At 53.0% G+C, this 18,489-nt stretch carries 16 protein-coding genes; 11 read left to right on the forward strand and 5 right to left on the reverse strand.

Translation table 11 applies throughout. The annotated features are described in order from the left end of the window. Nucleotides 1-16 precede the first annotated feature (16 nt). The 3 genes from yfcC to ackA form a co-directional block, all read right to left on the reverse strand. Entirely contained in the window at nucleotides 17-1,537 is a 1,521-nt protein-coding gene (gene yfcC / locus OLG56_RS07180; protein WP_000117932.1) for a putative basic amino acid antiporter YfcC, read from the reverse strand. Between the two features lie 217 nt (nucleotides 1,538-1,754). After that, nucleotides 1,755-3,899, reverse strand: coding sequence for a phosphate acetyltransferase (gene pta / locus OLG56_RS07185; RefSeq protein WP_000086690.1), 2,145 nt, complete (start codon nucleotides 3,897-3,899; stop codon nucleotides 1,755-1,757). 76 nt (nucleotides 3,900-3,975) lie between these two features. Continuing rightward, a complete protein-coding gene (ackA, locus tag OLG56_RS07190) occupies nucleotides 3,976-5,178 on the reverse strand; it encodes an acetate kinase (RefSeq protein WP_000095689.1) in 1,203 nt (400 codons plus the stop codon). A 339-nt stretch (nucleotides 5,179-5,517) separates the two neighbouring features. On the opposite strand from ackA, the gene yfbV reads away from it, so the two are divergent. The 4 genes from yfbV to OLG56_RS07210 all read left to right on the forward strand — a co-directional run bounded on the left by yfbV (nucleotide 5,518) and on the right by OLG56_RS07210 (nucleotide 9,123). Continuing rightward, entirely contained in the window at nucleotides 5,518-5,973 is a 456-nt protein-coding gene (gene yfbV, locus OLG56_RS07195) for a terminus macrodomain insulation protein YfbV (protein WP_023232857.1), read from the forward strand. An 82-nt stretch (nucleotides 5,974-6,055) separates the two neighbouring features. Beyond that, nucleotides 6,056-6,550 (forward strand): YfbU family protein, encoded by a 495-nt coding sequence (locus OLG56_RS07200; protein ID WP_000426135.1) that lies wholly within the window; start codon nucleotides 6,056-6,058, stop codon nucleotides 6,548-6,550. Continuing rightward, the gene (locus tag OLG56_RS07205) at nucleotides 6,543-7,220 is read left to right on the forward strand and encodes a sugar phosphatase (RefSeq protein WP_001555201.1); all 678 of its coding nucleotides are present in this window, start codon (nucleotides 6,543-6,545) and stop codon (nucleotides 7,218-7,220) included. The genes OLG56_RS07200 and OLG56_RS07205 overlap by 8 nt, the downstream gene beginning before the upstream one ends. Nucleotides 7,221-7,296: 76 nt before the next feature. Continuing rightward, the gene (locus OLG56_RS07210) at nucleotides 7,297-9,123 is read left to right on the forward strand and encodes an SLC13 family permease (protein ID WP_023232858.1); all 1,827 of its coding nucleotides are present in this window, start codon (nucleotides 7,297-7,299) and stop codon (nucleotides 9,121-9,123) included. A gap of 105 nt (nucleotides 9,124-9,228) precedes the next feature. Here the strand turns inward: OLG56_RS07210 and yfbR are convergent, their stop codons facing one another. Both yfbR and alaA read right to left on the reverse strand, forming a co-directional pair. Then, the gene (gene yfbR / locus OLG56_RS07215; protein WP_000813882.1) at nucleotides 9,229-9,828 is read right to left on the reverse strand and encodes a 5'-deoxynucleotidase; all 600 of its coding nucleotides are present in this window, start codon (nucleotides 9,826-9,828) and stop codon (nucleotides 9,229-9,231) included. Between the two features lie 93 nt (nucleotides 9,829-9,921). Continuing rightward, the gene (gene alaA, locus OLG56_RS07220; RefSeq protein ID WP_000074540.1) at nucleotides 9,922-11,136 is read right to left on the reverse strand and encodes an alanine transaminase AlaA; all 1,215 of its coding nucleotides are present in this window, start codon (nucleotides 11,134-11,136) and stop codon (nucleotides 9,922-9,924) included. 931 nt (nucleotides 11,137-12,067) lie between these two features. On the opposite strand from alaA, the gene lrhA reads away from it, so the two are divergent. The 7 genes from lrhA to nuoF all read left to right on the forward strand — a co-directional run bounded on the left by lrhA (nucleotide 12,068) and on the right by nuoF (nucleotide 18,480). Next, entirely contained in the window at nucleotides 12,068-13,006 is a 939-nt protein-coding gene (gene lrhA / locus OLG56_RS07225; RefSeq protein ID WP_023136804.1) for a transcriptional regulator LrhA, read from the forward strand. A 79-nt stretch (nucleotides 13,007-13,085) separates the two neighbouring features. Then, entirely contained in the window at nucleotides 13,086-13,238 is a 153-nt protein-coding gene (locus OLG56_RS07230; protein WP_061377306.1) for an STM2329 family putative cytoplasmic protein, read from the forward strand. Between the two features lie 394 nt (nucleotides 13,239-13,632). Then, nucleotides 13,633-14,076 (forward strand): NADH-quinone oxidoreductase subunit NuoA, encoded by a 444-nt coding sequence (nuoA, locus tag OLG56_RS07235; protein WP_000062993.1) that lies wholly within the window; start codon nucleotides 13,633-13,635, stop codon nucleotides 14,074-14,076. Nucleotides 14,077-14,091: 15 nt separating this feature from the next. Then, a complete protein-coding gene (gene nuoB, locus OLG56_RS07240) occupies nucleotides 14,092-14,754 on the forward strand; it encodes an NADH-quinone oxidoreductase subunit NuoB (RefSeq protein WP_000386728.1) in 663 nt (220 codons plus the stop codon). A gap of 86 nt (nucleotides 14,755-14,840) precedes the next feature. Further along, on the forward strand, nucleotides 14,841-16,643 hold the full coding sequence (nuoC, locus tag OLG56_RS07245; RefSeq protein WP_000247855.1) for an NADH-quinone oxidoreductase subunit C/D: 1,803 nt from the start codon (nucleotides 14,841-14,843) through the stop codon (nucleotides 16,641-16,643). Between the two features lie 2 nt (nucleotides 16,644-16,645). Further along, on the forward strand, nucleotides 16,646-17,146 hold the full coding sequence (gene nuoE / locus OLG56_RS07250; RefSeq protein ID WP_000545038.1) for an NADH-quinone oxidoreductase subunit NuoE: 501 nt from the start codon (nucleotides 16,646-16,648) through the stop codon (nucleotides 17,144-17,146). Beyond that, a complete protein-coding gene (gene nuoF, locus OLG56_RS07255) occupies nucleotides 17,143-18,480 on the forward strand; it encodes an NADH-quinone oxidoreductase subunit NuoF (protein ID WP_000800048.1) in 1,338 nt (445 codons plus the stop codon). Before nuoE ends, nuoF begins: the two co-directional genes overlap by 4 nt. Nucleotides 18,481-18,489: the final 9 nt, after the last annotated feature.

The raw sequence follows: 18,489 nt of genomic DNA on the forward strand, positions 1-18,489 counted from the left end.
CATCCGGCATTTTAGATCAATGATATCCCATCATCTGCGCGCCAATGACGACCACGCTGGACATAATAAACAGTAGTCCCAGCAGCGACGCTCCCACTTTCAGCCAGTTGCGAAAATCGACCCGGCACACGCCCAGCGTGGCCATCAGCGAAGCTGATGTCGGATAGATAATATGGCTGAAGCCATCGCCAAACTGGAAGGCCAGAACAGTCACCTGACGGTTAACACCGACCAGATCGCCGAGCGGCGCCAGTAATGGCATGGTTAACGCCGCCTGACCCGAACCGGACGTGACAAAGAAATTAAATACCGCCTGGAAGAGCAGCATAAACCAGGCGGCGATAGCATTATTAAGCCCGCTGATGCCATGCGCGATACTGTTAAGCAGCGTATTGAGCACGCTGGGTTCCCCGGCTTCGCCGTTGCCGACCAGCAGCAGAATGCCTTTGGCAAAACCCACCAACAAGGCGGGCGCGATCATCATCCTCGCCCCTTCGGTGAATGAGGACGCCATCACGTTGACCGTCATACCGTTGAGGCGGAAGATAACGCCGATGAGGCCGATCACCACGCCCATGGTGAAAAACTGGCTGGCGATCTCCGGAATAAACCAGGCGTGGACAATCACACCCCAGACGACCCAAATCATTACGCCGGTCAGGACCAGCAGTACCAGCCAGTCACCGAAGGTGAAAGGGCGCTGGACGACTTCATCCTGCTGTTCGCGGAAATAGCGATCGGATTCGTGGACGCGGGAAAGCAGCGGATTCTTTTTCACGCGTGAGGCGTAGACCAGCGTAAAAACCAGCCCAATCAGCGTGGCGACAATCCAGACCACAATACGCAGCCCGGAGCCGGAAAGTACCGGCACGCCGGCAATCCCCTGGGCGACGACTACGCAGAAAGGGTTCATCCACGAACTGGCAAAGCCAATTTGGGTGGCGATATAGGTCACCAGGACGGTGGTAATGCTGTCATAGCCCAGCCTGACCATCAGCGGGGCTATGATAATTGCAAAGGCGACCGCCTCTTCGCCCATGCCAAATACGGCGCCCCCTAACGAAAAGAGGACAAATAGCACCGGAATAAACAGGACTTCGTTGCCCCGCGTGTGGCGAATAAGCGCCAAAATGCCGTTATCCACGGTGCCGGTACGCATCACGATGCCGAATGCGCCGCCAATCACCAACATAAACATAATAATGCCGACGGCAGTGCCGAATTTCGATCCGGATGTTAACCCTTCAAACGGAAAATTCATCAGCCCTGGTCTTTCATCGCCGGTAGTGAAAAATTGTACGCGATGATACTGCGCTTCCCCGGCCTCATTGGTCACAATGCGAAAAGAGTGCGGGTCGACGACTTTGCGGGTTTTTGTCTGGCCATCGACCTGATACTGCACTTCCTGGCTATCAAACATCCCAACGGGGACGACCCAGGTGGCGATACTGGTTAAAATGGCGACAAAAAAGATGATGACCAGCGTATCGGGCATTGCCCATTTTCTGGCTGTTTTTGATTCTGTAACGACAGACATGACAGACTATCCCTGTTGCAAAGCAAAGAGGCTAAGTATGAGAAGAAGGGAATAGTTATTCATTGATGCAGCGCAGTTAAGCAAAAAATTCCGCTTTGCAGGGTAAATAGCAGAATGCCGGATGGCGATGCTAACGCGTCTTATCCGGCCTACAACGGTATTTCCCCTGTAGGCCGGACAAGGCGTTCACGCCGCCATCCGGCATTGGCTTTTACTGTTACTGCTGCTGTTGAGAAGCCTGGATCGCCGTCAGGGCGATGGTGTAGACGATATCGTCAACCAGCGCGCCACGGGACAGGTCGTTCACCGGCTTGCGCATACCCTGCAGCATCGGCCCGATGGAGATCAGGTCGGCAGAACGCTGTACCGCTTTGTAGGTGGTGTTACCTGTGTTCAGATCCGGGAAAATGAACACGGTAGCGCGACCCGCAACCGGCGAGTTCGGCGCTTTAGATTTCGCTACGTCAGCCATGACCGCGGCGTCGTACTGCAACGGACCGTCGATCATCAGGTCAGGACGTTTTTCCTGCGCCAGACGCGTCGCTTCACGTACTTTCTCTACGTCGCTGCCTGCGCCAGAGGTGCCGGTGGAGTAGGAGAGCATTGCCACACGCGGTTCGATGCCGAAGGCAATGGCGGAATCCGCAGACTGAATCGCGATTTCTGCCAGCTGCTCTGCAGTCGGGTCTGGGTTGATTGCGCAGTCGCCGTAAACGTAAACCTGTTCCGGCAGTAGCATAAAGAACACAGAAGAGACCAGGGAGCTACCCGGCGCCGTTTTAATAAGCTGCAGCGGCGGACGGATGGTGTTGGCGGTGGTATGAACCGCGCCGGAAACCAGGCCGTCGACTTCGTCTTGCTCCAGCATCAGCGTGCCGAGCACCACGTTGTCTTCCAGCTGTTCGCGGGCAACCGGTTCGGTCATGCCTTTGCTCTTACGCAGCTCAACCAGGCGAGCGACATAGCTTTCACGCACCACTTCCGGATCGACGATTTCAATACCTGCGCCCAGCTCAACGCCCTGAGATGCCGCGACACGGTTGATTTCATCCGGGTTGCCCAGCAGTACGCAAGTGGCGATGCCGCGTTCAGCGCAGATTGCCGCCGCTTTGACGGTACGCGGTTCGTCGCCTTCCGGCAGCACTACGCGTTTACCGGCTTTACGCGCCAGCTCAGTCAGTTGGTAGCGGAACGCCGGCGGAGAGAGACGACGGCTACGCTCGGAAGTGGCGGTCAGCGACTCGATCCAGTCAGCGTTAACGTAGTTCGCGACGTATTCCTGAACTTTCTCAATGCGCTCATGGTCATCAACCGGGACTTCCAGATTGAAGCTTTGCAGGCTCAGTGAAGTCTGCCAGGTGTTGGTGTTCACCATAAAGACCGGCAGACCGGTGGCGAATGCGCGTTCGCACAGTTTAGAAATGCGCGCGTCCATTTCATAGCCGCCGGTCAGCAGCAGGGCGCCGATTTCTACGCCGTTCATCGCGGCCAGGCAAGCTGCGACCAGTACGTCCGGACGGTCAGCGGAGGTCACTAACAACGATCCTGCGCGGAAATGTTCCAGCATATGCGGAATACTACGCGCGCAGAACGTGACGGATTTAACGCGGCGGGTTTTGATATCGCCTTCGTTAATGATGGTGGCGTTCAGGTGACGCGCCATATCGATAGCGCGGGTCGCAATCAGGTCGAAACTCCACGGCACCGCGCCCAGAACCGGCAGCGGGCTGGATTCCTGCAGTTTAGCAGGATCGATTTTGATCACCTGCGCTTTGGAAGAGTCGTCAAAGATCTCCGACAGATCCGGGCGAGTACGGCCTTGTTCATCAACCGGCGCATTCAGTTTGTTGATGATAACGCCGGTGATGTTGGTGTTTTTCGCGCCGCCGAAGCTGCTGCGCGTCAATTCGATACGCTCGTTCAGCTGTTCTGGCGTGTCGGTCCCCTGAGACATGACAAAAACGATTTCCGCATTCAGCGTTTTCGCGATTTCATAGTTCAGAGACTGAGCGAACTGATGTTTACGGGTCGGAACCAGACCTTCAACCAGCACCACTTCCGCGTCTTTGGTATTCGCATGGTAGTTCGCGATGATCTCTTCCATCAGCACGTCTTTCTGGTTGCTGGAGAGCAGAGATTCAACGTGGCTCATCTTCAGCGGTTCAGCCGCCGGCAGGGTAGAGTTCGCGCGAACGATAGTGGTGGTCTGGTCAGGCGCATCGCCGCCAGCGCGAGGCTGGGCGATAGGCTTAAAGACGCTCAGACGAACGCCTTTGCGTTCCATAGCACGGATGACGCCGAGGCTGACGCTGGTCAGGCCGACGCTGGTTCCGGTAGGGATCAGCATAATAATACGGGACACGGTTTATCCTCTTTCGTTACCGTCTTTTGGAGACGGGTTACAAAACAGCACCGCCAGCGAGGCTGGCGGTGTCAAATCAGGCAGTCAGACGGCTCGCGTCCTGCGCGATAACCAGTTCTTCGTTGGTTGGGATCACCACCGCCGGACGGGTACCTTCTTTGTTGATGAAACCAGATTTGCCGAAGCGGGCCGCCAGGTTACGTTCGTGGTCGACTTCAAAGCCCAGCACGCCCAGTTTACCCAGAGACAGTTCGCGAACCATCGCGGCGTTTTCACCGATACCGCCGGTGAACACGACTGCATCCAGACGACCGTCCATCAGAGCGGTGTAAGAACCGATGTACTTCGCCAGGCGGTGGCAGTAAACGTCCATCGCACGTTTTGCGTCTTCTTTGGTGGCGTAGTTGTCTTCAACATAACGGCAGTCGCTGGTCACTTCAGTCAGACCCAGCAGACCGGACTCTTTGGTCAGCATTTTGTTGATCTGATCTACGCTCATGCCCAGAGTGTCGTGCAGGTGGAAGATAATCGCAGGGTCGATATCGCCGGAACGGGTACCCATGACCAGGCCTTCCAGCGGGGTCAGACCCATAGAGGTATCCACGCATTTACCGTTACGGATAGCGGAAACAGAACCGCCGTTGCCCAGGTGGCAGGTGATAATGTTCAGTTCTTCTACCGGCTTGTTCAGCATTTTTGCCGCTTCCTGAGTTACATAGAAGTGGCTGGTGCCGTGTGCGCCATAGCGACGAACGCCGTGTTCTTTATACAGGCTGTACGGCAGGGCATACAGGTAAGATTCTTCCGGCATGGTCTGATGGAAGGCGGTGTCGAATACTGCAACGTTTTTATCTTTCAGCTGCGGGAAAGATTTCAGCGCTTCGGCGATACCAATCAGGTGAGCCGGGTTATGCAGCGGTGCGAAAGAGGCGGAATCTTTGATGCCCTGAATGACGGACTCATCAATGACTACGGAACTGGTATACTTCTCGCCGCCGTGTACGATACGGTGACCAATTGCAGTTAACTGCGCAGACAGTTCTGGTTTTTGTGCCAGAATAGTGTTAACGATAAAGTTCAGCGCTTCACTGTGAGCGGCGCCTGCACCTAAAGCCGCTTCTTGTTTACTGCCGTCCATTTTCCATTTGATGCGTGCTTCTGGCAGATGGAAACATTCGGCTAAACCAGAAAGGTATTCATCACCATTAACTGCATCAATAATTGCAAATTTCAGTGAAGAACTACCGCAGTTCAGAACCAGTACTAACTTACTCGACATGGAAGTACCTATTTATGATACGTGGCTAAAAAAACGTCAGTGAGCCATAGAGCGTAGCGCATGATAGCCCTGACATTTATGATTAACATCATGCGCAGGAGTTTTTTTGGGCATGATGGAAGAAATACCTTTGAGTCTATGCCATTTTGCGTATTTTTCAGCCAATGGCATACTATGTGTAATATTGACGACTCAATGATTTTAAACTACCGGCCTTTGACAGGCCGACACAGGATACCTGATAGTGGGTATCGAAGACAAAATGTTTTGAACGTTGTCCCTCGCAGTTGTTGTTTTGCACAAATTTTTTAAATTTTATATGTGAAGTTGAGGTAGGCCATGTCGACACCGGATAATCGCTCCGTAAATTTTTTTAGCTTATTTCGCCGGGGGCAACACTACGCGAAGACGTGGCCGATGGAAAAACGGCTGGCGCCCGTTTTCGTCGAAAACCGCGTCATTCGTATGACGCGCTATGCCATACGATTTATGCCGCCTGTCGCCGTCTTTACGTTATGCTGGCAGATAGCGCTGGGCGGTCAGTTAGGTCCGGCCGTGGCGACCGCCCTGTTCGCCCTGAGCTTACCTATGCAGGGATTATGGTGGTTAGGGAAACGTTCCGTGACGCCGTTGCCGCCTTTAATCCTTAACTGGTTTTACGAAGTTCGCGGTAAATTGCAGGAGGCTGGACAAGCGCTGGCGCCGGTAGAAGGAAAGCCGGATTACCAGGCATTAGCTGACACGCTTAAGCGCGCCTTCAAACAACTGGATAAAACTTTCCTGGATGATTTGTAATTGACCCCGGATTACGCATATAAAAGAAGGCATACCAATGCCTTCTTTTTTTCATCGCTATAGCGTGATACAGGAGTTCAAAATGGAAATGACCAACGCGCAACGTCTGATTTTGTCTAACCAGTACAAAATGATGACGATGCTCGATCCCACCAACGCCGAGCGTTACCGTCGCTTACAAACAATTATTGAACGCGGCTACGGCCTGCAGATGCGCGAGCTGGATCGCGAGTTTGGCGAGCTGACGGAAGAGACCTGTCGTACCATCATCGATATTATGGAGATGTACCATGCGCTGCACGTCTCCTGGACCAACCTCAAAGATACGCAAGCCATCGACGAACGTCGCGTCACCTTCCTGGGGTTTGACGCCGCGACGGAAGCGCGTTACCTCGGCTATGTCCGTTTTATGGTGAATATAGAAGGACGCTACACTCACTTTGACGCCGGGACGCACGGCTTTAATGCCCAGACGCCGATGTGGGAAAAATACCAGCGGATGTTGAATGTCTGGCATGCCTGCCCGCGTCAGTACCACCTGAGCGCGAATGAAATCAATCAAATCATTAATGCCTGAGGAGGCTCGCGTGCAGTGTAAAGGTTTTCTGTTTGATCTGGATGGAACGTTGGTTGACTCATTACCTGCCGTCGAACGCGCGTGGTGTAGCTGGGCCGATCGTTTTAACCTTGCTCATGATGAGGTGCTGGGCTTTATTCATGGTAAACAGGCGATCACCTCGTTGCGGCATTTTATGGCGGGTAAATCGGAGGCGGAAATTGCCGCTGAGTTTACGCGCCTGGAGCAAATAGAAGCCACTGAAACCGCAGGGATCACCGCGTTGCCGGGGGCAGTCGATTTACTCAATCACCTGAATAAAGCGGGCATTCCGTGGGCTATCGTCACCTCCGGTTCAATGCCGGTCGCGCGTGCGCGCCATCAGGTCGCGGGCCTTCCAGCGCCAGAGGTGTTTGTCACCGCCGAACGAGTCAAACGCGGCAAACCGGAGCCGGATGCGTATTTGCTGGGCGCACAACTGCTTGGCCTGGCCCCTCAGGAGTGCGTCGTAGTAGAAGATGCCCCGGCTGGCGTGCTGTCCGGACTGGCTGCGGGCTGCCACGTCATTGCGGTCAATGCGCCGGCCGACACGCCGCGTCTGGCGGATGTTGATTTTGCGTTGGATAGCCTGACGCAATTATCGGTCGCTAAACAACCAAACGGCGATGTGGTGGTGTTAAGAAAGACCTGATCATGATATCGCCCCGCTTTGGCGGGGCATATTTATGGCAGAATCTCGTTATCTTCTCATCTGACAAGGATATGTTGTGAACGGTGAATTGATTTGGGTTCTCTCTTTACTGGCGATTGCCGTCGTGTTGTTTGCGACGGGCAAAGTACGTATGGATGCGGTGGCTTTATTCGTCATTGTTGCTTTTGTCCTTAGCGGTACCTTGACCCTTCCGGAAGCCTTCTCCGGCTTTAGCGATCCGAATGTCATTCTTATCGCCGCCTTATTTATTATTGGCGACGGCCTCGTGCGCACCGGCGTTGCGACGGTGGTCGGTACCTGGCTGGTTAAAATGGCGGGCAGCAGTGAAATCAAAATGCTGGTTTTACTGATGATCACTGTCGCCGGACTTGGCGCTTTCATGAGTTCAACCGGCGTGGTGGCGATTTTTATCCCCGTTGTTCTTAGCGTTTCTATGCATATGCAGACCTCGCCTTCGCGCCTGATGATGCCGCTGAGTTTTGCCGGGCTTATCAGCGGAATGATGACGCTGGTGGCGACGCCGCCGAACCTGGTGGTTAATAGTGAACTGCTGCGTGAAGGCCTGCACGGGTTCAACTTTTTTAGCGTGACGCCGCTGGGGGTAGTGGTGTTGGCGCTCGGCATTGTTTATATGCTGGTGATGCGCTTCATGCTAAAAGGCGATGCGCCCGGACAACAGGCCGGTAAGCGGCGCACTTTCCGCGATCTTATCCGCGAGTACCGTCTGACGGGGCGCGCTCGTCGTCTGGCGATTCGCCCCGGTTCGCCAATGGTAGGACAGCGGCTGGACGACCTTAAACTGCGCGAACGTTACGGCGCCAATGTTATCGGCGTTGAACGCTGGCGGCGCTTTCGGCGGGTTATCGTCAATGTGAACGGCGTATCGGAGTTTCGCGCTCGCGACGTTCTGTTGATTGATATGTCGGCGGCGGAGGTTGACCTCAGAGAGTTCTGCGCCGAGCAACTGCTGGAACCGATGGTATTGCGTGGAGAATATTTTTCCGATCAGGCGTTGGATGTCGGGATGGCGGAAATTTCACTTATTCCGGAGTCGGAACTGATTGGCAAGTCGGTGCGTGAAATCGCCTTCCGTACACGTTACGGGCTGAATGTGGTCGGCCTGAAACGCGACGGCGTCGCTCTGGAAGGGTCGCTGGCCGATGAGCCGTTATTGATGGGCGATATCATTCTGGTCGTGGGGAACTGGAAGTTAATCAGCCTGCTGGGGCAAAAAGGCCGCGACTTTGTGGTGCTGAATATGCCGGTCGAGGTCAGCGAAGCCTCGCCGGCGCACAGCCAGGCGCCGCACGCCATTTTCTGCCTGGTACTGATGGTGGCGCTGATGTTGACCGATGAAATTCCCAACCCGATCGCGGCGATTATCGCCTGCTTGCTGATGGGAAAATTTCGCTGTATTGATGCTGAAAGCGCGTATAAAGCGATCCACTGGCCGAGTATTATCTTGATTGTGGGTATGATGCCGTTTGCGCTGGCGTTGCAAAAAACCGGCGGCGTCTCTCTGGTCGTGCAAGGGTTAATGAATATCGGCGGTGGCTATGGGCCGTATATGATGCTGGGATGCCTGTTTGTGCTGTGCGCCGTCATAGGACTGTTCATTTCTAACACGGCAACGGCGGTGCTGATGGCGCCGATTGCGCTGGCGGCGGCGAAATCGATGGGGGTGTCGCCCTATCCGTTTGCGATGGCGGTGGCGATGGCGGCATCCGCCGCCTTTATGACGCCGGTTTCATCGCCGGTCAATACTCTGGTTCTGGGGCCGGGAAACTATAGCTTTAGCGATTTTGTGAAGCTTGGTGTGCCGTTCACGCTTATTGTGATGGCGGTTTGTATTGTGATGATTCCGATGTTGTTTCCGTTTTAACCCCAGACAGGAAAAGGCCTGATGGCGTTGCGCTTATCAGGCCTACGGATATCACGCTACGTCCAGGCCGGATAAGACGTTGACGTCGTCATCCGGCACAACCGTTTAAAGCGGTGAATCCTGGCTTATCTCGTCAAGAGAGAGATGGAAACTTGGTACGAACACCGCCATAAAATAGTCCATCTCCTGGCTGCGACGTAATTCCAGCGTTTTTTCCAGCCGCGTTTTTGCCAGTCCAAACTCATTGTTTCCCGCTGAGAGCTCCTCCAGGCATTTCAGGTAGGCGCAAAGCGCATCGGCCTGTTTTACGATTGCCTGTTCTTCTTCGCTCCAGGCATTCTCATCAATAAGCGGTGCGAAAATATCGCGCAATTCATCCGGCGCCATATCAACCAGCTTTTGCTGGGCGATTTTTTCGATCGCTTTATATTCCTGGGCTATCTGGGAATTAAAATATTTTACCGGCGTCGGCAGATCGCCGGTCAGTACTTCCGAGGCATCATGATACATCGCCAGAAGCGCGATGCGTTCAGCATTGAGCTGACCGCCAAATTTACGGTTTTTTATCGCCGCCAACGCATGGGCGACCATCGCCACCTGCAGACTATGTTCGGAGACGTTTTCCGTACGCACGTTACGCATCAGCGGCCAGCGGTTAATCAACTTCATGCGGGAGAGATGGGCGAAAAAATGGCTCTGCTTCATAGATTACCTTTTGTTTTCACTGCGGCAGACTTCATTGTGCGGGGAGGGAGATGAAGATGCAATTCAGGCTACCGAAGTAGCCTGAATTTAAGATTATTGATGGTAACCTGAGAGGAAACGCCCAAAACGGTTGATGGCCATCTCCAGGTCATCTTCACGCGGTAGCGTCACAATGCGGAAGTGATCCGGCCACGGCCAGTTAAAGGCGGTACCTTGCACCAGCAGCACCTTTTCCTGTAGCAGGAAGTCCAGCACCATCTTCTGGTCATCGTGAATATTAAAACGTTTAGCGTCGATCCTGGGGAACATGTACAACGCGCCGCGCGGTTTTACGCAGGAAACGCCGGGGATATCGTTAATCAACTCCCAGGCGCGGTTACGCTGTTCATACAGTCGGCCGCCCGGCAGAATAAATTCGCTAATGCTTTGATAGCCGCCGAGCGCGGTCTGAATAGCATGTTGCGCCGGGACGTTGGCGCACAGGCGCATTGAGGCTAACATCTCCAGTCCTTCAATATAGCCCTTCGCATGTTTTTTCGGCCCGTTCAGCACCATCCAGCCCTGGCGGAAGCCGGCGACGCGATAGGTTTTAGACAACCCATTAAAGGTGATGGTCAGCAGATCAGGCGCCAGTGCGGCGATAGAGTGATGCTCGGCATCGTCATAGAGAATCTTGTCATAAATTTCATCGGCGAAGATGATGAGATTATGCTCGCGCGCAATGTTGACAATTTCCATCAACAATTCTTTAGAATAGACGGCGCCAGTAGGGTTGTTTGGATTAATAATGACAATACCACGCGTACGTGGGGTGATTTTGGCGCGGATATCGTCAAGGTCCGGGAACCAGTCGGAAGATTCATCGCAAAGATAATGTACCGCCTTGCCGCTGGAGAGCGATACCGCCGCTGTCCATAACGGATAATCGGGCGCGGGAACCAGCATTTCATCGCCACTGTTAAGCAACGCCTGCATCGCCTGAACGATCAGCTCGGAAACGCCGTTACCGATATAGATATCTTCCACGGTTACATCGCGCATTCCACGGGCCTGATAATGCTGCATAATTGCTTTACGGGCGGAATAAAGCCCTTTCGAGTCGCAATATCCTTGCGCCGTCGGCAAATTACGAATGACATCGACCAGAATTTCGTCCGGCGCTTCGAATCCGAAGGGGGCGGGGTTGCCGATATTCAGTTTAAGAACTTTATTACCTTCTTCCTCAAGGCGTTTCGCTTCTTTCAGAACGGGGCCACGAATGTCATAACAGACATTTTCGAGTTTGCTGGATTTTTCAATGGGGGACATGAATCTTGACCTTTTAGCTGTTATTGCCACTCCCTGCCGTGGAAGTCAGCACGAAACAATGTACTCCCACGACGGTGAGTTTTGAAGAGTGAACAGAAGAAGATTTTGTTTATTTTTAACGCGCTTTCGTACTGTTTAAAACTTCATAAAATCATTTGGTTAGATGCATTTTCTATTTTTGTCTGTATGTATAGTGTTTTATTCTATGTGATTGCGCGTAATGTGGTTTTTTATGTTGTTAGAAATTATCTGTTTTATGAGAGATAAGCATTCATCATTAGTGTCGCGCTGGCTATTTCGGAAATACTGAGTATTAAAGGTAAAATGAGAAGGTTAGACCTTTCCGGCGGCGGAGGGTGTGAAACTATTGTTAAGTATAATTAATGAATGGTAGAAATCTTAATTAATTATTATTTAATATTTAAAAAGCATTTACTAAAGTCGTAATAATATCTTTCTGGTCCGATTAGTATAACATATCCCAGGTTAAGATTATTCGTAATAATACTTATAAATATAGCGGTTTTAGGTTAAGATAATGATCCGAAACGGGGGCGTAGTCTGCGTTGTCTGCTAATTATCATGACGCGATTTTATACATAACCTATTGTTCAATATATTGTTTTTGTATCTGTGCGTCTCGGTAAACTATTTGACGCTGTTACAAGATTTACACGTCCATCATTAGCAGAAATCTGTAGACGCCTAAAGGTATGACACATTCTCTTTGATATATCCCGATCAGTTGCATTTGGTATTATATCAGTAAGTAAGAGAAGTGTTTTGGTCGTATTTTCAATTACATTCTAACATTTACCTGGGTAACCAGGCGGTACTGCGAAGGATGCACATTACAAATGGAATTGCTTGTTTCTGAATGCACAGCATTAACCAGGTCAGCCCGATATGACCCGCCAGTAAGTGAAAAATTATGATAAATGCAAATCGTCCGATAATTAACCTCGATCTCGATCTGCTGAGAACGTTCGTGGCCGTTGCCGATCTGAACACCTTCGCCGCGGCGGCGGCGGCGGTATGTCGTACTCAGTCTGCGGTCAGTCAGCAAATGCAGCGTCTTGAGCAACTCGTGGGAAAGGAATTGTTCGCCCGCCATGGTCGTAACAAACTTTTGACCGAACACGGTATCCAGCTTCTGGGGTACGCCAGAAAAATCCTGCGTTTTAATGATGAGGCGTGTTCATCATTAATGTTCAGTAATCTTCAGGGAGTGTTAACAATCGGCGCTTCTGATGAATCAGCTGATACTATCCTGCCTTTTTTGCTTAGCCGAATCAGCTCGGTTTATCCGAAACTCGCGCTTGATGTACGGGTAAAACGCAACGCCTATATGGTGGACATGGTTAAATCGCAGGAAGTAGATTTGGTGGTGACGACTAACCAACCTAATTCGCTGGACTGTCTGAATTTGCGGACCTCGCCCACCCATTGGTATTGTGCGGCTGAGTATGTTTTGCAAAGGGGAGAGCCCGTACCATTAGTCCTGCTGGACGATCCCAGCCCATTCCGCGATATGGTGCTGGAGACGCTAAATGCAGCGGGTATTCCCTGGCGGCTGGCCTATGTGGCGTCTACTTTACCGGCGGTACGCGCGGCCGTTAAAGCCGGTCTTGGCGTAACGGCTCGACCTGTCGAAATGATGAGTCCCGACCTTCGCGTGCTGGGCGCCGCAGACGGATTACCGCCTTTGCCGGATACGGAATATCTGTTGTGCCGCGATCCCAATAGCCAGAACGAGCTGGCGATGGTGATTTTCCATGCGATGGAAAGTTATCAAAACCCATGGCATTACAACCAGTTTTCTGCAGAGGGCGGAGATGATCCGCTGATGGTGGAAGGGGGTTTTGAGTAGCTCGCAGGCAAAAGGCGCTAAGTCGTAAATGTAAAAAAGAGCCGCTGGCGATGAAAAAACGCTCAGTGGCTCTTTTTTTGTGCCCATCTGTACGCGCTTAACCGCACAAATTGTAAAAGTTCCGGTAAATCAGCCAGTAGCGATTCACAGTTCAATGTGGGCAAAAAATAACCAGAACATCCATTTTATGAATTTGCATGTTAAAAAACTAGAGAAATTGTTGCTGTTTTAGGGGGTGAATTAACAAAAGCGTGTCACAGATCAAGAAAATACTCCCATTTAGGGGGAGGCATCTTCACAAATTCCTGTCAAAATAGGTGTGTGTTATTTCTTTTGCTTCACAACGGACACGATTCAACAACATAAAATCCCCCCTGGTCGAAGAGTCATTTTCTCCAGGATGGCACTTAATGTTAATGATGATGAATTGATGTAAATTAATGTGAAGGAACTTTTGTTAAAGTTGACAAAAGGTTATAGAAAGGAGTAAAAAACCACATCAATTAGCTGTTTTTATCATTTTCTACAGTAATTGTAGGGTTTTTTTTATTCCTCCCCATGAATCGATGTGGCGCCCATCTGCCGTAAAGAGCAGAGAAACTGGCGCTACTTTTGATGAGTAAGCAATGAGTATGTCAACATCCACTGAAGTCATCGCTCATCACTGGGCATTCGCTATCTTTCTTATCGTTGCCATTGGCCTGTGCTGCCTGATGCTGGTAGGCGGTTGGTTTTTGGGTGGTCGCGCACGCGCGAGGCACAAGAACGTTCCGTTTGAATCAGGTATCGACTCGGTCGGCACCGCCCGCTTACGCTTGTCTGCCAAGTTTTACCTGGTAGCCATGTTCTTCGTTATCTTCGACGTTGAAGCGCTGTATCTGTTCGCATGGTCGACTTCTATCCGCGAAAGCGGCTGGGTTGGCTTTGTGGAAGCTGCAATTTTTATTTTTGTGTTACTGGCTGGTCTGGTTTATCTGGCGCGTATTGGCGCGTTGGACTGGACGCCCGCGCGTTCACGCCGCGAGCGTATGAACCCGGAAACGAACAGTATCGCTAATCGTCAACGCTAACCGCGAGGCATTAAGATGGATTATACGCTCACCCGCATAGATCCTAACGGTGAGAATGACCGTTACCCCCTGCAAAAACAGGAGATCGTAACTGACCCCCTGGAGCAGGAAGTTAACAAAAACGTGTTCATGGGCAAACTGCATGACATGGTTAACTGGGGCCGTAAAAACTCAATTTGGCCCTACAACTTCGGCCTTTCTTGCTGCTATGTAGAGATGGTGACCTCTTTTACCGCAGTGCATGACGTTGCCCGTTTCGGCGCGGAAGTGCTGCGTGCGTCGCCACGTCAGGCTGACCTGATGGTGGTGGCCGGTACCTGCTTTACCAAAATGGCCCCGGTTATTCAGCGTCTGTATGACCAAATGCTGGAGCCAAAATGGGTCATTTCTATGGGCGCCTGCGCCAACTCCGGCGGCATGTACGATATTTATTCGGTAGTGCAGGGCGTTGATAAGTTCATCCCGGTGGATGTGTATATCCCTGGCTGTCCGCCGCGTCCGGAAGCGTATATGCAGGCGTTGATGCTGCTGCAAGAATCGATTGGCAAAGAGCGCCGTCCGCTCTCATGGGTGGTGGGCGATCAGGGCGTGTATCGCGCCAATATGCAGCCAGAACGCGAACGTAAACGCGGCGAGCGTATTGCCGTCACGAACCTGCGTACCCCGGACGAGATTTAATTTGCGCCTGTCGGCAGCAGCACTTCACTTCGCTAACCACTATTTTAATAGCGCGAAGCACTGCCGACCACCACGGACCATTTGCAATGGTGAACAATATGACCGACTTAACCGCGCAAGACGCTGCATGGAGTACCCGCGATCATCTTGATGATCCGGTTATCGGCGAACTGCGCAACCGTTTTGGGCCGGATGCCTTTACCGTTCAGGCGACCCGCACCGGTATCCCCGTTGTTTGGGTCAAGCGTGAACAACTACTGGAGGTTGGCGATTTCTTAAAGAAACTGCCGAAACCTTACGTCATGCTGTTTGACTTACACGGCATGGATGAACGCCTGCGTACGCACCGTGACGGGTTACCCGCCGCGGATTTTTCCGTTTTCTACCACCTGATTTCCATTGAGCGTAATCGCGATATCATGCTCAAGGTGGCGTTGTCTGAAAACGACCTGCGCGTGCCGACCTTCACTAAACTTTTCCCTAACGCCAACTGGTACGAGCGTGAGACCTGGGAGATGTTTGGTATTGATATCGAAGGCCACCCGCACCTGACGCGCATCATGATGCCGCAAACCTGGGAAGGCCATCCGTTGCGTAAAGATTATCCGGCGCGCGCGACCGAATTCGACCCGTTTGAGCTGACCAAAGCCAAGCAGGATCTGGAGATGGAAGCGCTGACCTTTAAGCCGGAAGACTGGGGGATGAAGCGCGGGACTGACAACGAGGACTTTATGTTCCTCAACCTCGGCCCGAACCACCCGTCTGCGCACGGTGCGTTTCGTATTATCCTGCAACTTGACGGCGAAGAAATCGTCGATTGCGTGCCGGATATCGGCTATCACCATCGCGGCGCCGAAAAAATGGGCGAGCGCCAGTCCTGGCATAGCTACATTCCCTATACCGACCGTATCGAATACCTCGGTGGTTGCGTCAATGAAATGCCGTACGTGTTGGCGGTAGAAAAGTTGGCAGGGATCACCGTCCCGGATCGTGTGAACGTCATCCGCGTGATGCTCTCCGAACTGTTCCGCATTAACAGTCATCTGCTGTACATCTCGACCTTTATTCAGGACGTCGGCGCGATGACGCCGGTCTTCTTTGCCTTTACCGACCGGCAGAAAATTTATGACCTGGTGGAAGCCATTACCGGTTTCCGTATGCACCCGGCCTGGTTCCGTATCGGCGGCGTCGCGCACGACTTGCCGCGCGGTTGGGATCGCCTGCTGCGAGAGTTCCTTGAGTGGATGCCGAAGCGTCTGGATTCTTACGAGAAAGCCGCGCTGCGTAACACCATTCTGAAAGGGCGTTCGCAGGGCGTTGCCGCTTACGGCGCGAAAGAAGCGCTGGAGTGGGGCACCACCGGCGCAGGGCTGCGCGCGACCGGGATCGACTTCGACGTGCGTAAATGGCGTCCATACTCTGGCTACGAAAACTTTGACTTTGAAGTGCCGGTGGGCGGCGGTGTTTCCGACTGCTATACCCGCGTGATGTTGAAAGTGGAAGAGCTGCGCCAGAGTCTGCGCATTCTTCAGCAGTGCCTCGATAACATGCCGGAAGGCCCGTTCAAAGCGGATCACCCGCTGACCACGCCGCCGCCGAAAGAGCGCACGCTGCAACATATCGAAACCCTGATCACCCACTTCCTGCAGGTCTCCTGGGGCCCGGTGATGCCGGCGCAGGAGTCCTTCCAGATGGTGGAAGCGACGAAGGGGATTAACAGTTACTACCTGACCAGCGACGGCAGCACTATGAGCTACCGTACCCGCGTGCGCACGCCGAGCTTTGCGCACCTGCAGCAGATTCCCTCGGCGATCCGCGGTAGCCTGGTTTCCGACCTGATTGTCTATCTGGGTAGTATCGATTTTGTTATGTCAGATGTGGACCGCTAATTATGCACGAGAATCAACAACCACAAACCGAGGCTTTTGAGCTGAGTGCGGCAGAGCGTGAAGCGATAGAGCACGAGAAGCACCACTACGAAGACCCGCGTGCGGCGTCCATTGAAGCGCTGAAAATCGTTCAGAAGCAGCGTGGCTGGGTGCCGGACGGCGCGATCTACGCTATTGCCGATGTGCTGGGTATTCCGGCGAGCGACGTCGAAGGCGTCGCCACATTCTACAGCCAGATCTTCCGTCAGCCGGTCGGTCGCCACGTGATTCGCTACTGCGACAGCGTGGTGTGCCATATCACCGGCTATCAGGGGATTCAGGCCGCGCTGGAAAAAAATCTCAACATCAAACCGGGGCAGACGACCTTTGATGGTCGCTTTACGCTGCTGCCGACCTGCTGCCTGGGGAATTGCGATAAAGGGCCGAACATGATGATTGATGAGGATACTCACAGCCATCTGACCCCGGAAGCCATTCCTGAACTACTGGAGCGGTATAAATGAAAAACGTTATCCGTACTCCCGAAACCCATCCGCTGACCTGGCGTCTGCGCGATGACAAACAGCCGGTCTGGCTGGATGAATATCGTAGCAAAAACGGCTACGAAGGCGCGCGTAAGGCGCTGACCGGCCTGTCTCCGGATGAAATCGTCAGCCAGGTAAAAGACGCCGGTCTGAAAGGGCGCGGCGGCGCGGGCTTTTCCACCGGTCTGAAGTGGAGCCTGATGCCGAAAGATGAATCCATGAACATCCGTTACCTGCTGTGTAACGCCGATGAAATGGAGCCGGGCACCTATAAAGACCGTCTGCTGATGGAACAGCTGCCGCACCTGCTGGTGGAAGGTATGTTGATCTCCGCGTTCGCGCTGAAAGCGTATCGTGGTTACATCTTCCTGCGCGGCGAATATATCGAAGCGGCTGTACATCTGCGCCGTGCGATTGCTGAAGCAACCGAGGCCGGGCTGCTTGGCAAAAATATCATGGGCACCGGGTTCGACTTTGAACTGTTTGTCCACACCGGGGCAGGGCGTTACATCTGTGGTGAAGAAACGGCGCTGATTAACTCCCTCGAAGGCCGCCGCGCGAACCCACGCTCCAAGCCGCCCTTCCCTGCGACCTCCGGCGTATGGGGCAAACCGACCTGTGTGAATAACGTCGAAACGTTGTGCAACGTCCCGGCAATCCTCGCCAACGGCGTGGAGTGGTACCAGAACATTTCGAAAAGCAAAGATGCGGGTACCAAGCTGATGGGCTTCTCAGGCCGCGTGAAGAATCCGGGCCTGTGGGAATTACCGTTCGGCACCACCGCGCGCGAGATCCTCGAAGACTACGCGGGCGGTATGCGCGATGGCCTGAAATTCAAAGCCTGGCAGCCGGGCGGGGCGGGAACCGACTTCCTGACCGAGGCGCATCTTGACCTGCCGATGGAGTTCGAAAGCATCGGTAAAGCAGGCAGCCGTCTGGGCACCGCGCTGGCGATGGCGGTAGACCACGAAATCGGCATGGTATCGCTGGTGCGTAACCTGGAAGAGTTCTTTGCCCGCGAATCCTGCGGCTGGTGTACGCCATGCCGCGACGGGTTGCCGTGGAGCGTGAAAATTCTACGCGCGCTGGAGCGTGGCGAAGGCCAGCCGGGGGATATCGAGACACTTGAGCAACTGTGTCGTTTCCTCGGACCGGGTAAAACCTTCTGCGCGCATGCGCCGGGCGCGGTTGAGCCACTGCAAAGCGCAATTAAGTATTTCCGCGAAGAATTCGAAGCTGGCATCAAGCAGCCGTTCAGCAATACCCATTTAATCAATGGTATTCAGCCGAACCTGCTCAAAGAGCGCTGGTGAGTTAACGAT

Origin of the sequence: Salmonella sp. 2018103, assembly GCF_026247685.1 — a bacterium.
In the GTDB taxonomy this organism is placed as follows: Bacteria; Pseudomonadota; Gammaproteobacteria; order Enterobacterales; family Enterobacteriaceae; genus Salmonella; species Salmonella enterica.